We start from the raw sequence: 15,267 nt of genomic DNA, 5'->3' as shown, positions 1-15,267 counted from the left end.
TGCTAATTTTATTAAAAAAATAATTTTATACACTTTTGTTGTGGTGAAAATGCGCATAAAATAGCTTAAAAATGTATCTGTTTCGTACTCTAAATAGACCCAAGGCAAGATGAAATCGAACTTAATTACACGTGCTGGACATGACAAATTGGTGGCTGAATTACAGCAGCTTTGGCGTGAGGAACGACCTGAAATTACCAAAAAAGTGAACTGGGCCGCGAGTCTCGGCGACCGTAGTGAAAACGCAGATTACCAGTACAACAAACAGCTGTTAAGGAAGATTGATCGTCGGGTTCGCTATCTTGGAAAACGGCTCGAAGAATTACGCATTGTTGATTTTTCGCCAGAGCAAGAAGGCAAGGTTTATTTTGGCGCGTGGGTCGAAATTGAAAATGAGCAAGGTGAACAAAAACAGTTACGCATAGTCGGAGTCGATGAAATTTATGATCATCATCCGCAGCATATTTCAATTGATTCCCCGATGGCGTGTGCCTTGCTTTCCAAACAAGTGGATGATGAGGTGGAAGTGATGACGCCATCTGGGAAAAAGTTGTGGTATATCAATACAATTCGCTATGAAAAGCCCTAAGGGCTAAAAAATTACAGTTTTTGATTTTATTTTGTTCAGTTAAACAAGAAAATGCGCAAAAGTATTTGCCAAGTTAGAAATTTATTTATATGATAGCCGCCATTGGAAGCGTGGCAGAGCGGTTTAATGCACCGGTCTTGAAAACCGACGAGGGTGTGAGTCCTCCGTGAGTTCGAATCTCACCGCTTCCGCCAAATACTTAAAAAAGCCCTTGTGAAAACAAGGGCTTTTTTTTCATCTGTAATTTTTCCCACAACACAATCTGGATCAATGCCTTACAGGAGAAATACTTAATCTGGACAATACATTTTGCTGCTGTTGGCATAGAGCGTATTGAGTGCAAGAAACTTTTAAAACAGCATATATTGCAACAATTTTCGCTGGATATTTATTGATAATTTAATGTAAAATTACATTTAATAATACTGATACCTAATTTTAAAAACTATAATAAAAGTGTATTGTTTTATCCTGAGTTGCGATAAAATCATCCGAAAGGATGAGTTTATGAATAATAATCAGCGATAAACTTCGTGTAAAAGAATGTCAATATGGATATGAGTTAAATGAATAGTAATATGTTGTTGAATGGTGAAACGGTTGTGGGTCAAGGCGAAGCATTTGCAGTGCTGAACCCGGCCACAGAGCAAACCATCGTGGAAATGAACAGTGCGACTGTTGAGCAGGTCGATCAAGCTGTTCAGGCGGCACGCGCGGCTTTTAAAACATGGCAGTATGTGTCTGATCACAGCATCAATGAAAGTTTTGCCAAAATTGCCCAAGATATTCGTGCTGAAAAAGACCAAATTGCCGAATTGATTACCACGGAACAAGGTAAGCCTTTAGCGTTGGCGCAGTTTGAAGTCGAAGCGGGGGCAAGCTGGATTGAATATATTATGAGTCTGGAAGTGCCTGTAGAGACCATTCCTGATCCAAGTGGTAAAACCATTAAAGTCTATAACCGCCCCTTGGGTGTTGTTGCCTCGATTACACCTTGGAACTGGCCGTTTATGATTGCAATTTGGCATTTCTTCCCAGCGTTAAAAACCAAGAATACGGTGGTCAACAAACCTTCAGAATTTACCCCACTCAGTACCATTAAACTGGTGGAAATTATCAACCGCCATTTACCGAAAGGTGTGTGTAATATCGTGCTGGGTAAAGGGGATGTTGGACAGGCACTCAGTGAACATCCTGATGTTGATAAAGTCACCTTTACAGGCTCAACCCGTACAGGACAAAGTATTCTTAAACACTCCGTGAATACTTTAAAAAGTGTGGTGCTGGAACTTGGTGGCAATGATGTCGGGATTGTTCTGGATGATGTGGATGTGGATGTCGCGGCTGAGAAAATCTTTGGCTCTGCATTCTTAAATATGGGACAAACCTGTGCCGCATTAAAACGGTTGTATGTGCATGAGAATGTTTATGATGCGCTCACACAAAAACTCGCGCAAATTGCCAATGCGCAAGTGGTTGGCAATGGCTTAGAACAAAGCACGACTTTTGGTCCTATCCAAAACCGTCCGCAATATAATAAAGTCAAGGCTTTGATAGAAGACGCTGTGGCAAAGGGTGGACAGATTATTACGGAACATAAGCCTGTGAGTGAGCAAGGGTATTTTATTCCGCCAACTTTAGTGACCAATGTTCAAGAAGGTATAGCATTGGTGGATGAAGAACAGTTTGGTCCAGTCCTGCCAATTATTAAGTTCAGTGATGTAGACAGTGTGATTGAACGTGCCAATAATAGCGAGTTTGGTTTGGGTGGTTCAGTTTGGAGCAAAGATTTAGAGCGCGCACAAGACATTGCCAGCAAACTGGAAACCGGAACGGTTTGGATTAACAGCCATTCGGATGTCTCGCCAGCAGCTGAGTTTGGGGGCTGGAAAATGTCTGGTTTGGGTTACTCATTTGGATTAAGTGGTTTGTTATTGTTCACGCATAAACAAGCTGTTCATATTAGCCAATAACTGATTGAATTGATCAATCATCCTTAGGCATAGATACAGGCATCAGTTTTAATATGCTCGCACTGAGGGTATTAAAACTGAGCTAGGTATTTGCTCATTTTAGATAAAAATGAAGATGCTTAAGGAAATGCTTGGCAGGAAGCCAAGCGGATTGATCAAGCCGCATGATTAAATTTTCCAAAGGATGGTGAAAATTTATGTTAAATCAAAATTTTATTCAGCAATTTAGTCATAATTTTATCGACCAGATTAAACACGTCTCAGATTTGGACGGATTTCTGACCTATAAAATTGACAATATCCAACATGCCTATGGCTTTGAAGTTGTCGGTATCCCAAAGTGTTCGATTGATGAGTATTTGAATCTGCATATCGAACACGATCCTGTGAGCTTTCGACATTTTTATGATGGGCAAGAGAATGTGGCGATTTTAGATCACTATCAACCCAATGAAAATTATCGTTATTTTATGAATAGATGGCAGGTGTATGATACGGCCGAGTTTTTCTTTCGGAAGCATAATGGTCAGCCAGTATTGGGATTCAGTATTTTTCGCGAACATGGCAAAGCTAAATTTAGTGAACAGGAAAAGAAGATTTTTGAAGCCTTTCACCGTCTCTCCATTGATCATTTTCACCATCATGTGGATGTGCTGAATAGAGATAAAATGATGGATGAATACCATTTAACAAAAAAAGAAATGGTGGTGTTAGAGGAATTATTTACTAATTTAGAAGCGAGCCAAATCTCAAAAAAATTAAACTGTAGTTTGTCCACCATTAAAACCCATGTGCAACATATTTATCAAAAAGTGAATGTCAGTAGTCGTCAAGAATTAGTCTGTAAATTCTTGCGTTAATTCAATTGATCATCCTCCCTGATTTCTAAATGACTTGAGCATAAGATTAAAAAAATAGGCTGTATTTGATGCGGCTAGCAATAGCCTCGGTGTTCTGTTGTCCGCATTCGTTTTGTAGTGTCCTCGCATTTTTCCATCATTTGGCATATTCATTGCTTATTTTATGACATCTGGTCAGACCAGTCTGACAATGAATTGAAATGGAGCATACATGAATCTAGCTGAGTTTAACCAATTAAGCCCTGTACAGGCCAAAGCCGTGCTACAGCCTTGCGTACATATTGCTACTTGGGTCGAGTCTCTGGTTCAACAGAGACCATTCAGTCTAAAAGATCAACTCTATCAATATGCTGCGGCACAAGCCCAAACATGGCAGTGGCCTGAAATTGCTGAAGCACTGGCACAACATCCACGAATTGGTGAGCGTAAAGCGGCGGTGGCCTTATCTGAAAAAGAGCAAAGTTATTCCCAAACGGAGCAGGCGCAATTAGGAACAGATGCTGAATTACAACAAGCACTGTATCAGGGCAATCTGGATTATGAGCACAAGTTTGGACACATCTTTTTGATTCGTGCCGCAGGGCGTTCAGGGCAAGAAATGCTATCTGAATTACATCGTCGTTTAAGCAATAGCGTGGAACAGGAACAGCAAGAAGTTCAACAGCAGTTGGCAGAAATCGCATTGTTACGTTTAAAACAGGAAATTCAATAAATGGCTGGAATTAGTACCCATATTTTAAATGCTTCTATTGGACAGCCTGCAATTGCTGTCGTCGTCAAATTACAGAAACAGTTGGACGATAGCTATGTGCTGCTAGATACACAACACACTGATCAGGATGGTCGAATCCAAGCTTTTGCCTTGGATCAGTTTGAGCAGGGCAATTATCAATTGGTGTTTGAAGTGGCTGCTTACTTTGAGCAGCAGCAGGTCGAAAGCTTTTACCCGCGAGTAACTATCGACTTTAAAGTGGCGAATACAGCGCAGCATTACCATGTTCCTCTGCTGATTAGCCCATTTTCTTACTCAACCTATCGCGGCAGTTAATCGTATTTAACCCCAAATAATAATTTGGCAATTTTAGAGGAATTCGTTATGCAGCAAGAACATGCAAATCAGGCACTTCGGCAGCAGGTTGCCCCTGAGCATGAATATTTAGGCCTCCATAAAAATCTGATCTATGGTTTACAGCATGTCTTGACCATGTATGGCGGGATTATTGCGCCTCCGTTAATTATTGGTGCGGCCGCAGGGCTGAGTGCTGCTGAAATTGGCTTATTGATTGCAGCCGCCTTATTTGTCGGGGGATTGGCGACAGTTTTGCAAACTCTAGGCATGAAGCATTTTGGCGCAAAATTACCGATTGTTCAGGGCGTTTCTTTTGCAGGTGTGGCCACCATTTTGGCCATCTTAAGTACAGGAGGGGGATTGCCTACGGTCTATGGCGCAGTGATTGCGGCATCCTTGATTGGTTTGCTGCTTACACCTTTTTTCTCGAAAATCATTCGCTTTTTCCCACCGGTTGTCACAGGCTGTGTGATTATGATGATTGGGATATCGCTGACACCTGTCGCAATTCGATGGATGATGGGAGGCAATCCTAAAGCTGAGAACTGGGGGGATCCTGCCAATATTGCTCTCGCCGCCATGACTTTGCTCATCGTCCTGATTTTTAGCATGTTAAACAGTGTGATTCTACGTCGTCTGGCAATTTTAGTCGCGATTGTGCTGGGTACTTTACTGGCTTGGGGCTTGGGATTTACCGATTTTAGCAAGGTGGGGGCTGGAGCAATTATCGCCTTTCCCAATGTATTTCATTTTGGTTTGCCCGTATTTGAATTTACAGCCATTTTTTCTATGTTGATCGTTACTTTGGTGATTATGACGGAAACGACGGCAGATGTGATTGCGATTGGTGAAGTGGTCGGTACACCTGTGGATGCGAAACGCATTGGCGACGGTTTGCGTGCGGATATGCTTTCTAGTGCTATTTCTCCGTTATTTGGTTCATTTTCTCAGAGTGCCTTTGCACAGAACGTGGGTTTAGTTGCAATTACAGGGGTAAAAAGTCGCTTTGTGGTGGCGACTGCCGGTGTGATTTTAATTTTATTGGGGCTGTTACCGATTGTGGGACGCTTAATTGCATCTATTCCGATGCCTGTTTTGGGTGGCGCTGGGATTGTGTTATTTGGTACGGTAGCGGCCAGTGGAATTCGCACTTTAGCCAAAGTCGATTTTAGCGATAACAAAAATTTAATTATTGTGGCCACTTCATTGGCTATCGGCTTGATTCCAATTGTCAATCATGAATTTTATGCGCAATTTCCAACATGGGTAAAAACCTTGCTGCATTCTGGCATTAGTTCAACCTGTATTGCTGCGATCTTACTCAATCTTGTATTTAACCATTTACCGTGGAGTAAATCGGCAGTTGCTCTGCCACCAATCGCAGCTAACAGCGAGCATTCATCTTGATGCAGGCTGAGCACCGCGCTTTGTTCACCTTTTTTTAGCCAATTACGCTTTTAAAGAGGCTTATCCATGGGGCATAAGTCGAGGAGAGTTTTGACTTTGAAAAAGCCGAATGGATCAATAAAAAATATTTAAGTATCTGTTTATCTGTAATTTATTTTTAAAATGTTAATTAGGGGTCGTAATGCAAAACTTTAAAATGAAATCAGCCGTGTTGATGCTGAGCATGCTGGCAACGATGTCGGGCTGGGCCGCCGATAGCAGTTTGAATGGGATGTTGAATTTGCAACAAGGGTGTCAAATCAACAACAATTCTGTAGCGACACTGTCCGAAATGTTGGGCTGTGGTACGCTGCATGGGGCAGTCAAATCGCTCTATTATTCAACTCATAATGCCTATTTTGTCGAAGGTTTAAATCAGGATACGGTATCGGTTGGGGGCTATGTTAAATATGAAACCGCGCCATTTTATGGAGTACAGGCTGCGGTTGGCTATGACCTGCAACGCCGCTTAGATGAGAAAAACCAGCATCCTGAAGTCTCAGAATTAAAAGAAGACCGGGATGGTTTAGCGGAAGCCTATGTGACTTGGAAAAATGATAGGGCACGAGTCACCATCGGTAATCAGCGTTTAAATTTACCGTTTATGGGAGATTATGCTGATCGACGTGTCTTGCTGAATCTTTACCAAGCTGCTGATGTACAGATTGGTAACAATAAAGATTATTTACGTTTTACCAAAGTGAATAAATTCAAGAGTTATGGCGATGATGAGTTTACTGAAACTTCACGTCAAAATGCCAATCTGGAAACTGATGGTGTCTGGTCGATTGGTTTAGGTAAAGCTTTAAATTTAGATCAGAAAAAACAAGTAAAAGCACAATTGTGGTATCAAAGTTATGATGACTATACCGATTTGATTTATACCCAGGCTGATTTGAGCTTCCCTCTATGGAAAACTTCACCTGAATTTTCTATGCAGTATATCTATGGACGAGAGCAAGGCAAGGCGTTGGCAGGGGATGTGAACAGTAATATTTTTGGGGTACAAGCCGCATTCAAGGTCGTACCCAAAGCCACGTTAAAACTCGCTTATGACTATATTAAACCAGAGCATGAGAGTTATTTGAATGGTGCATTATTGACACCATATGCCACGAAAACTTCATCAGGTGAAATTTTTGCCCAACCATTTTTCACCAGTACTCAAGATTTAGGTGCTGGCAATGCGCTGATGGTGTCCCTCGATGGTCTGTTAACAGATCAACTGATTGGTGGAGTACGCTATTCATTCATGGATTTGAAAGAAGCCGAAAATGTAGAGAGTCGTAATCAGTCAGAATATATGTTGTTTGCAATCTATAATTTTACTGGGGCACTGAAAGGTTTGAGTGTCAGTAACTTTGCCGGGATTCAAACTTCACCGCGTTATAACAAGGACTTCTTACAAAACCGTTTTGCCATTTCCTATAAATTTTAACATAAGCACTGAAACAGCATTTTTGTGAGAGCAAGAATGCTGTTTTTTTTACTGAGCTATAAATACAAAAAAGCCCCGAAATTGGGGCTTAAGTTTGCGTAAATGTTTAGTCTAGCGGATTGCCGACAATATTACTGAGGATGCCTTGCATAATATGGCTCCCTTGTTCTTGATACAGCGATTGATACCATTCTTCGGTCAACTGGCGATCTTTCATATGGGTGACATCGCAGCGTTTACGTGCGCGGAGTACCATTTCACGGGTACGTTGATTGCGCTTATTTTGATAACGTGTCAAAGCATCGTCTAAACCAAAGGTATTGATTTGTAAGGCACGTGCCAAATAAATGGCATCTTCCATGGCTTGACAGCCCCCTTGCCCAATATCTGGCGTGGTGCTATGCGCCGCATCCCCCAGTAACACCACATGACCTTTATAAAAGTCCATGAATGGCTCAATATCATGAATCTCGACACGATTGGTTTTTTGTTCATCGATGGCATCAATGAGCTGCTGTACTGGTGCACACCATCCATTAAAATATTGTTTTAACAAGGTTTTATACTGATCACGGAGGTTGGGTAAACCCGCATCTAAAGGAACATCAAAGAAAAAGTAAAAGCGGTTATTGGCTACTGGCATGAGGGAGACCCGCTTTCCTTCGCCAATAAAGGTGGTCCACTGTTGTGCTGGGGCAAGTTCTGCATTAATTTCGACCAGTCCATTCCAGTTTACATAGCCGGCATAGCGACGTTCTACGGAATGTCCCAATACATATTGGCGACTTAGAGAATGTGTGCCATCTGCGCCAATCAGTAAATCGGCTTGTACAGAACAACCATCTTCAAAATGAATCGTAACATTGGACTGCTGATCTTCAATGCGGATCATTTTTTTACCAAGGTGGATCTGCTCAGTTCCGAATTTTTGCATTAATAAGTGTTGTAAATCGGCACGAGACACTGGGTAGGCTTTTTGTCCCACTTCTTTATACAGCGGGGACAAGCTAAATTGGGTCATGGTCTGTTGATTTAAACCGTCGACATAGGCCAGCGATTCCATTTCACCACCTAAAGCCTGAATTTCGTCGGTTAAGCCCAAATAGTTCAGACATTTAACGCCATTTGACCACAATGAAATGGCTGCACCGACAGGTAAAATCTCGGTGGCTTGCTCATAAATAGTCACTTGATGACCAAATTTTTTTAATGCAATACCCGCAGTTAGCCCGCCCATACCTGCACCTACAATTGCAATGTTCATCGTCTCAACCTTATAGAATTTGAATGAAAAAATAAAAATCAATAAGGAGGATTAAGCGAGAAGTGTGCCAAGTATTGGTTACTGGTTTTACTGGTATGACCAGTGTTGTGCCTCATTAGCATGCATAAAATAACAGGGTGCACCGAATGGTGTTATGGCTTGCTAAATAACAGTGCAGCAGGACTCGCCGCTTGTGCAAATGTGAGGGAGAGCATGCAGGGATTGATAAAATTTCTATATCGAGTCAGGAAAAAAATAGTCGGTTGTGAGTGCCGATTTAAGCTTCAAGGCCAGTCTTGAGGATCTGAAGAACAGCCTTGTAAGGAACACGACAAATCAAGCAGGACAAGACGGATAGATTTATTCGGGTGCGTATCGGCTATCGACATTTTGTTTAGAAGATGCAAGGATGGGCAGTGACGATCCCATTGCTTTAAATGAGGGTCTGATGTCTTGAAAAATAAACGCCCGCACGCTGTGCTGCCCCAATAATATGGTTTTGCATGGCTTTTTCAGCTGCCAGAGCATCTTGGGCAAATAGGGCATTTAAAATCTGTTCATGTTCCTGAATGGTTTTATAGGCCAAATTAGGTTGTAAAAAGGGTAAAATCTGGCTCTTTTTGGTCCATTCGGTATGAAGTTTAAGTGTTTGAATAATTGATTGATTATGGCTTAAATCAATGATGTGCTGATGAAAGGCATAATCAGATTCAGAGGCCGCAGGCCAATCTTGCTGTTGAATGGCTTGAGTGAGCTGTTCATGATACTGTTGCAATAGCGTTTTGTCGTCCGCAGTTAAATATTCACATGCCAATAGGGCAGAAAAACTTTCTAAAACATAGCGCAATTGATAAAAGTCTTTTAACGAGACCCGGTGTTCACCTTCCCATTGCTCGGAGGCTCGACTGTGTTGGGAAATGACATACACGCCTTTTCCAGCTTTAATTTCGAGTAAACCTAAAGCTGCTAGCCGAGTGACCGCCTCACGTAAAGAGGCACGACTGATTCCTAGTTGAAGGGCTAGGTCACGCTGCGAGGGTAAAACCGAACCGATGGCATACAGGCCTTGCTGAATGCGCTGATGAATCACTTCGACGGCTTGCTCAGTGACCTGAGAGGACTTTCCACTGGACATTGCTTGTGGCTTCATAATCGGCACTGCATCCTAATCAAATTGAACACCTTGATTCTACACAAAAAAGCCGAGATGAAATGAACTAATCGCGTCGCATCGACACAATTTTTACAACAGGTCAGACCAGTTGGACTGGTTTTTGCATAATGATCATCGAAAAGATATGAGGAATGATCAATGACAGTGCATATTGCCAAACCTGTAAATTTACCAGAACAACTCAATGGTCTCACCAACTTAGCCGATGCGCGCATAGGGGCCAGTATTGTGGCTTGCTCCGATGAGTTCTTTGCCAGTGCCGAGCGCATGCTTCAAGCAGAACCTGCGCAATTTATTGAGGGCAAATATGATGATCATGGTAAATGGATGGATGGCTGGGAAACCCGACGTAAACGTGAAGCGGGTTATGACTGGTGTATTGTCCGTTTAGGGGTTGCTGGGAAAATTTCAGGCTTCGATATTGATACCTCTTTTTTTACGGGGAATTATCCAGCATCAGCTTCGATTGAAGGCTGTTACGCTCCAGATGACCAGCTGGAACAAGTCGAATGGATGACCTTATTAGAAAATTCGGGACTGTCACCAGACCAACACCATGTTTTTAGTTGTGAAACTAGTCCGAAGCTGAGTCATATTCGGATCAATATATTTCCTGATGGTGGCATCGCGCGACTCCGTGTCTATGGTCAGGTGGTGCTGGAAAAGATTGATCCTGATCAAGTACTGGATTTGATTGGGCTGAAAAATGGCGGGCGTATTGTGGCCTTTAGTGATGCGCATTTTGGTCATCCAAATAATCTAATTAAACCTGACCAAGGCATCAATATGGGTGATGGCTGGGAAACCAAACGTCGTCGTGCTCCTGGTTTTGACTGGTGCATTATTGCTTTAGCACAGGCAGGACAGGTCGAAAAAATCGAAGTCAATACCGCATTTTTTAAAGGGAATTTCCCAGCATTTTGCTCTATTCAGGCGGCTTATGTAGAAAATGCTACTGACGCACAACTGATTCCGCAAAGCATGTTCTGGAATTTCTTACTGGACCAACAACCTCTAAGTATGGATAACCAACATTCTTATGCCTCTGAGATTTTGCCGCATCAAAAAATCAATTATATCCGGGTCAATATGATTCCAGATGGAGGTATGAGTCGGATTCGCTTATGGGGGAAAATCTCAGGTTGATAAATGCTACGTGGTCAGCAGCTGAAGCGAGCGGTTGACCCACCCTAATCAAAAATGAAGAAGTCGAGATGCGTGAAAATCAAATTATTATTCGTCCCTTAACTCGGGAAAATTTTGCTGCTTTTGGTGATGTGATTGAAACGGAACAACGTGAGAGTTTTCCGATTAATCAAGGTTTGACCCAGCGCTATCATGCACTGTCTTTGACCCAATTGGGGGGCGAAAATGGGGCAGTCGGTTTAAGTATTTTTCATAATCTTCAGGCTACAGTTTTACCATTCAACATTCATATGTTGGAGCGGCATCCACTCGGTTCGCAATCTTTTATTCCACTTGCCCAGCAAAAATTTATTATTGTGGTGGCATTGCCTTTGAATGAGGCTGAACCGGATGAAGCCAAAATTTCCGCATTTTTAAGCAATGGTCAGCAAGGTATTACCTATCATCAAGGCGTTTGGCATCATCCTTTAATCACGCTTGAAGCGGAGAGTGATTTCTTGGTGGTGGATCGAATCGGTTCGGAACCCAACTGTGATATTCATGATTTGTCTCGGCCGATAGATATTATTGAATCTTCTACACAGCCAGAGGAGGTTGTTCTTTGACAGTATAAAGGCTATTGAAAGAAGATATGTACTTTAAAATATTGGAAGCTAGTTCATTTTAATTTAGAATTCTCATTCGTATGAATATTCGCGTATCTTTATTATTTTCTAATTAAGATTTTTATATAAATCATAAATATTGATTTTCTATATGTCAACAAATCGTTATGTCGCAAGAGAATTGCTTGAACAGCATACAAAGCAAAAAAAGCAAGAAAAATTAAAGCAAAGACGCTTAGCTCTTGAACAACAACGAGCAAAGCACAAGAAGCAGAATAAAATTCTACTCGTATTTTTATTAATTCTATTTGTTCCACCGTTACTTTTATTTCCTGCCTTTCCACAAAATCTATGGCAGTATGAGATTTATCTTTATATCACAGAGCAAATGCTGATCTCGGTAGGAACCAAAGATCCATTGCCATTTTTTACTATTCTTTCCAGTATTTATATCACTATTGTGATGCTAGTGTTAAGTGTTTATCTATGCTTTTTATTTATTAAAAATGTCGGGATAAAAAAGCAATTTCAGGAAGTAATTTATAGTAAATTCTTTCAAGCTGAGTTTGATGCATCGAAGAAACACCCGTGGCTGGAGAAACCATTAATTAAAAAAACAATTGTTTCGGGTATATTTTTATTATGTTTTATAATCGGAATGACCCATTTTCTTTTGGATAATATCTCCTTTCAGGATGGTAGCCGTAGAGGTGCACTTATTCAGTTAGGTTATAATTATCGGATTGGTGTGCTTTTATGGGAAAGTACTTTTAGTATCTTGACTATATTTCCATTTTTCTATTTCGGTTTTTTATTCGTTTATCTTTTTAACTATTTTTTTCGGGGATTAGGTACTGGAAAAATTATTCTTCCCCAAAAAGTGGTACCTAAAAGAACCAAGAAGAGATCACGGAAAAGATCATAAGCGAGAAAAATAAATCGATTATTGTTAAATAACAGACAGAGGCAATCTACCTCTGTCTGTTATGAGTCATTGATTAGTATTTCCCTTCAAAATTGGCACTAATCCGTTGTTTTAAATATTCACGCGCAGTAATCGCAGGATACTTATGCGCCGGACTTTCAATGACGACATCTTCATTGGCTTGGCAGAAAAAAGCCAAGCTATAGCGTGCCCCCTGATATTCATGCGCTTCAGGATTTTTAACGCGGTGGAAATTTGAGGGTAGCTGGTCATCGCTCCAGCGCATCAGCATATCGCCAATATTACAGGTGATCACATCATTATGTGGTTCTATACTGGTCCATTGCTGCTGTTCCATATCTTTACCCGGACAGACCTGTAAACCGCCTTGTCCATGACGCTGGAACAATAAAGTCAGGCAGTCAAAGTCAGTATGTGCGCCTGCGCGCCATAAACCCAGTTGCTCTTTCAAAGCAGGGTCGACCGCATAGTAATGCAGCATGCGTAAAGTGCTTTGATAGCTTGCTTGCTCAGGATTATGCGCATGGGTAAAGAAGTCATCGGCAAAGCCCAGTTTATAGGCAAAGCAGGACAAGATTTTCATGCCGACCTGCCAACATGCCTGCTCAAAATTGAGCATGGTCTGTTGGAACTGGGGTAATTCCTGTTCGGAAGGATACAGTCCGGCCATGCGTGGACGGGTAATTTGATAGGATTCTTTCTGGTCGGGGGTGTGAGTCGAGGGGCGAACTTGCGCCTTACTTTCCCAGCCTGCATTACGGTTTAACGGATATTGAGCTTTGACCTGTTCAGGCAGTTGGAAAAATTGTTCCGTCATGGCAAAGGCTTGATCGATTTGCTCTGCGGGAATGCCATGATTGCAGACCTGGAAAAAACCAATATCGGTTGCTGCACTCCAGAGCTGTTCGGCAATTTCATATTTGCGTTGTTCAAAGTCGGACAAATCAATAATCCGAACTTCACGCTCAAAAGTTTCCTGACCGAAAGCTCCCATACGCGCTTCTTTATTGAGTTCATCTAAGCTGTAATCGCTTTCAGCCAATCGGGTCAGGTTTGCTGTGTTCATCGTTTCACCTCAATTTTGGGATGAGTGTGACCCAAACTCGCTGTAGGCAAGAGCATAGGTCACGGTTTCAAAAAAGGCACACATTCTTGCGAACAAGAACATGAGCATATTTCTGAGCAATGACCCACAGCGATGACCAAATTCGACAACACTGCTGAACGCTTCTACTCTGACTGCAAAACATAAGCATTTTCTATACCAGATAATTAGAGTTTAAGTGAAACAGCTGATTGAGATACTTAAAACAGGCTTTACACTAGTAAAATGAGTGAGCTGCTGGCGGTAGCACAGCAATGGAGCATTTTTATACCGTGGTTGGCAATAAATGAGTGCAAAGTTTTTATGGTGGATTGCAGCTAATCAAGCCAAGTATCGCAATCCGCAAAATTACACAGCCTAAAATCAAATTAGCGAAATGTATTTTTAATAAACATCGTGGAAAAGCATAAAAAAAATTATTTTGGCATAGAGCTTGCTAAATCTAACTTGAGTATAAGCGGTTAGTGTGTACTGAACACATGGGACATTGCTCTACAGCGTTGGCTGTTCCTCATTAGGGGACAAAGTCGAGTTTGGCTTGGCTTTGAGAGTAAATGTATTTCAGCATTTTCCCCTAAAAGAATAGCAAAAATGAGTTGATACATATTTTAGGGGTTATCGTTATGAAAATTCATCATCGTGTAGGCAAAGGTCGTTTCGCATTTCTTGCAAGTGCTGTATTGCTGAGTCCATTCACACAGGCAGCTGACAAGTTGGTGTTACAAACCACATGGTATGCCCAAGCAGAACAAGGCGGCTATTATCAGGCTTTGGCACAGGGAATCTATAAAAAGTATGGCTTAGATGTCGAAATTAAAGTCGGTGGTCCGCAAGTCAATAATATGACGCTGCTGTTATCAAAACGCGCCGATATTATTATTAATTATGATTTACAAGTGCTGAAAGGCATTGAAAGTAATTTCCCGATTAAAGCGATTGCTGCGCCTTTTCAGTTTGATCCTCAAGGAATGCTGACCCATGCCGATGTCAAATCTTTGGCAGATTTGAAAGGCAAAACCATTTTAGTCTCGACCAGTGGACAAGCCAGCTGGTGGCCTTGGTTAAAAGCCAAATACAAGTTAGATGCTGCTCAAGCGCGTCCTTATACTTTTAATATGCAGCCTTTTCTAGCGGGCAAAAATGTTGCCCAACAGGCGTATGCCACCTCAGAAGTGTTCCAAGCCAAAAAAGCCGAGCCATCCAGTAAATTCTTCCTATTTGCCGACAATGGCTATCCCGCTTATGGCGGCATTTTAGTGACACGAAATGATGTGATTCAAACTAAACCAGAAGTGGTACAGCGTTTTGTTAAGGCCTCGATGGAGGGCTGGAAAAACTATTTGGCGGATCCCCGCTTAGGCAACGCTATCATAAAAAAAGAAAACCCAAATATGCAGGATGATTTGCTCGCATTTGCTGTCGCACAAATGAAAAAGTTACAGCTAATTGATGGTAGTGACGCAAAAACCAAAGGGATTGGTGTCATGACGGATGCACGCTGGAAAGCCACCCGGGATTTTATGGTGGGTGCAGGATTACTGAATAGTAAGACCAATTGGAAAGTGGCGTACACCACTCAATTTGTCACATCGGCCAAAAAATAAGACAACCATTCGGTAAAGAAAATAAGGCGATTGCCTGAAGGGGAAACC

14 protein-coding genes and 1 tRNA gene are annotated in these 15,267 nt (G+C 41.7%); 12 read left to right on the top strand and 3 right to left on the bottom strand.

The genetic code is table 11. The features are described from left to right. Positions 1-109 precede the first annotated feature (109 nt). The 8 genes from greB to ACX17N_RS01930 all read left to right on the top strand — a co-directional run bounded on the left by greB (position 110) and on the right by ACX17N_RS01930 (position 7,375). Positions 110-589 carry a transcription elongation factor GreB gene (greB, locus tag ACX17N_RS01965; protein ID WP_458890900.1) on the top strand — a complete coding sequence of 160 codons (480 nt, stop codon included), beginning with the start codon at positions 110-112 and terminating at the stop codon, positions 587-589. A gap of 104 nt (positions 590-693) precedes the next feature. Then, positions 694-783: transfer RNA gene (locus ACX17N_RS01960), tRNA-Ser, on the top strand. 372 nt (positions 784-1,155) lie between these two features. After that, positions 1,156-2,562 (top strand): aldehyde dehydrogenase family protein, encoded by a 1,407-nt coding sequence (locus tag ACX17N_RS01955; RefSeq protein ID WP_458890899.1) that lies wholly within the window; start codon positions 1,156-1,158, stop codon positions 2,560-2,562. Between the two features lie 197 nt (positions 2,563-2,759). Continuing rightward, entirely contained in the window at positions 2,760-3,422 is a 663-nt protein-coding gene (locus ACX17N_RS01950) for a helix-turn-helix transcriptional regulator (protein ID WP_458890898.1), read from the top strand. Positions 3,423-3,633: 211 nt separating this feature from the next. Next, on the top strand, positions 3,634-4,134 hold the full coding sequence (gene uraD, locus ACX17N_RS01945; RefSeq protein ID WP_458890897.1) for a 2-oxo-4-hydroxy-4-carboxy-5-ureidoimidazoline decarboxylase: 501 nt from the start codon (positions 3,634-3,636) through the stop codon (positions 4,132-4,134). Continuing rightward, positions 4,135-4,470, top strand: a complete 336-nt coding sequence (gene uraH, locus ACX17N_RS01940) for a hydroxyisourate hydrolase (protein ID WP_458890896.1) — start codon at positions 4,135-4,137, stop codon at positions 4,468-4,470. 48 nt (positions 4,471-4,518) lie between these two features. Further along, positions 4,519-5,898: a nucleobase:cation symporter-2 family protein gene (locus ACX17N_RS01935; protein ID WP_458890895.1), complete on the top strand. Its 1,380-nt coding sequence runs from the start codon at positions 4,519-4,521 to the stop codon at positions 5,896-5,898. 181 nt (positions 5,899-6,079) lie between these two features. Further along, positions 6,080-7,375 (top strand): hypothetical protein, encoded by a 1,296-nt coding sequence (locus tag ACX17N_RS01930; protein WP_458890894.1) that lies wholly within the window; start codon positions 6,080-6,082, stop codon positions 7,373-7,375. A 106-nt stretch (positions 7,376-7,481) separates the two neighbouring features. On the opposite strand, the gene hpxO is transcribed toward ACX17N_RS01930, so the two are convergent. Next, positions 7,482-8,639, bottom strand: a complete 1,158-nt coding sequence (hpxO, locus tag ACX17N_RS01925) for an FAD-dependent urate hydroxylase HpxO (RefSeq protein WP_458890893.1) — start codon at positions 8,637-8,639, stop codon at positions 7,482-7,484. A gap of 433 nt (positions 8,640-9,072) precedes the next feature. Continuing rightward, the gene (locus ACX17N_RS01920; protein ID WP_458890892.1) at positions 9,073-9,789 is read right to left on the bottom strand and encodes a FadR/GntR family transcriptional regulator; all 717 of its coding nucleotides are present in this window, start codon (positions 9,787-9,789) and stop codon (positions 9,073-9,075) included. 162 nt (positions 9,790-9,951) lie between these two features. Between ACX17N_RS01920 and alc the strand changes: the two genes are divergently transcribed. The 3 genes from alc to ACX17N_RS01905 all read left to right on the top strand — a co-directional run bounded on the left by alc (position 9,952) and on the right by ACX17N_RS01905 (position 12,489). After that, a complete protein-coding gene (gene alc / locus ACX17N_RS01915) occupies positions 9,952-10,959 on the top strand; it encodes an allantoicase (protein WP_458890891.1) in 1,008 nt (335 codons plus the stop codon). 68 nt (positions 10,960-11,027) lie between these two features. Then, positions 11,028-11,564, top strand: a complete 537-nt coding sequence (locus ACX17N_RS01910; RefSeq protein ID WP_458890890.1) for an ureidoglycolate lyase — start codon at positions 11,028-11,030, stop codon at positions 11,562-11,564. 151 nt (positions 11,565-11,715) lie between these two features. Beyond that, complete coding sequence (locus tag ACX17N_RS01905) at positions 11,716-12,489, top strand: hypothetical protein (RefSeq protein WP_458890889.1); 774 nt, start codon at positions 11,716-11,718, stop codon at positions 12,487-12,489. 73 nt (positions 12,490-12,562) lie between these two features. Here ACX17N_RS01905 and ACX17N_RS01900 read toward each other — a convergent pair whose 3' ends face one another. Then, the gene (locus ACX17N_RS01900) at positions 12,563-13,576 is read right to left on the bottom strand and encodes an isopenicillin N synthase family dioxygenase (protein WP_458890888.1); all 1,014 of its coding nucleotides are present in this window, start codon (positions 13,574-13,576) and stop codon (positions 12,563-12,565) included. Between the two features lie 662 nt (positions 13,577-14,238). Here ACX17N_RS01900 and ACX17N_RS01895 point away from each other — a divergent pair. Next, complete coding sequence (locus ACX17N_RS01895) at positions 14,239-15,219, top strand: ABC transporter substrate-binding protein (RefSeq protein WP_458890887.1); 981 nt, start codon at positions 14,239-14,241, stop codon at positions 15,217-15,219. The last annotated feature ends 48 nt before the right edge of the window (positions 15,220-15,267 follow it).

The sequence above is a fragment of the Acinetobacter sp. GXMZU3951 genome, assembly GCF_054457875.1.
The sequence above is the reverse complement of the archived record's forward strand: the minus strand, read 5'-3'. Positions and strand labels throughout refer to the sequence as shown.

Bases quoted from the DNA above. Each gene is read 5' to 3' on its own strand.
- ACX17N_RS01900 (WP_458890888.1), bottom strand. From the start codon at position 13,576: ATGAACACAGCAAACCTGACCCGATTGGCTGAAAGCGATTACAGCTTA.
- hpxO (WP_458890893.1), bottom strand. From the start codon at position 8,639: ATGAACATTGCAATTGTAGGTGCAGGTATGGGCGGGCTAACTGCGGGT.
- uraD (WP_458890897.1), top strand. From the start codon at position 3,634: ATGAATCTAGCTGAGTTTAACCAATTAAGCCCTGTACAGGCCAAAGCC.
- ACX17N_RS01920 (WP_458890892.1), bottom strand. From the start codon at position 9,789: ATGAAGCCACAAGCAATGTCCAGTGGAAAGTCCTCTCAGGTCACTGAG.
- ACX17N_RS01950 (WP_458890898.1), top strand. From the start codon at position 2,760: ATGTTAAATCAAAATTTTATTCAGCAATTTAGTCATAATTTTATCGAC.
- alc (WP_458890891.1), top strand. From the start codon at position 9,952: ATGACAGTGCATATTGCCAAACCTGTAAATTTACCAGAACAACTCAAT.
- ACX17N_RS01895 (WP_458890887.1), top strand. From the start codon at position 14,239: ATGAAAATTCATCATCGTGTAGGCAAAGGTCGTTTCGCATTTCTTGCA.
- ACX17N_RS01910 (WP_458890890.1), top strand. From the start codon at position 11,028: ATGCGTGAAAATCAAATTATTATTCGTCCCTTAACTCGGGAAAATTTT.
- greB (WP_458890900.1), top strand. From the start codon at position 110: ATGAAATCGAACTTAATTACACGTGCTGGACATGACAAATTGGTGGCT.
- ACX17N_RS01930 (WP_458890894.1), top strand. From the start codon at position 6,080: ATGCAAAACTTTAAAATGAAATCAGCCGTGTTGATGCTGAGCATGCTG.
- ACX17N_RS01955 (WP_458890899.1), top strand. From the start codon at position 1,156: ATGAATAGTAATATGTTGTTGAATGGTGAAACGGTTGTGGGTCAAGGC.
- uraH (WP_458890896.1), top strand. From the start codon at position 4,135: ATGGCTGGAATTAGTACCCATATTTTAAATGCTTCTATTGGACAGCCT.
- ACX17N_RS01905 (WP_458890889.1), top strand. From the start codon at position 11,716: ATGTCAACAAATCGTTATGTCGCAAGAGAATTGCTTGAACAGCATACA.
- ACX17N_RS01935 (WP_458890895.1), top strand. From the start codon at position 4,519: ATGCAGCAAGAACATGCAAATCAGGCACTTCGGCAGCAGGTTGCCCCT.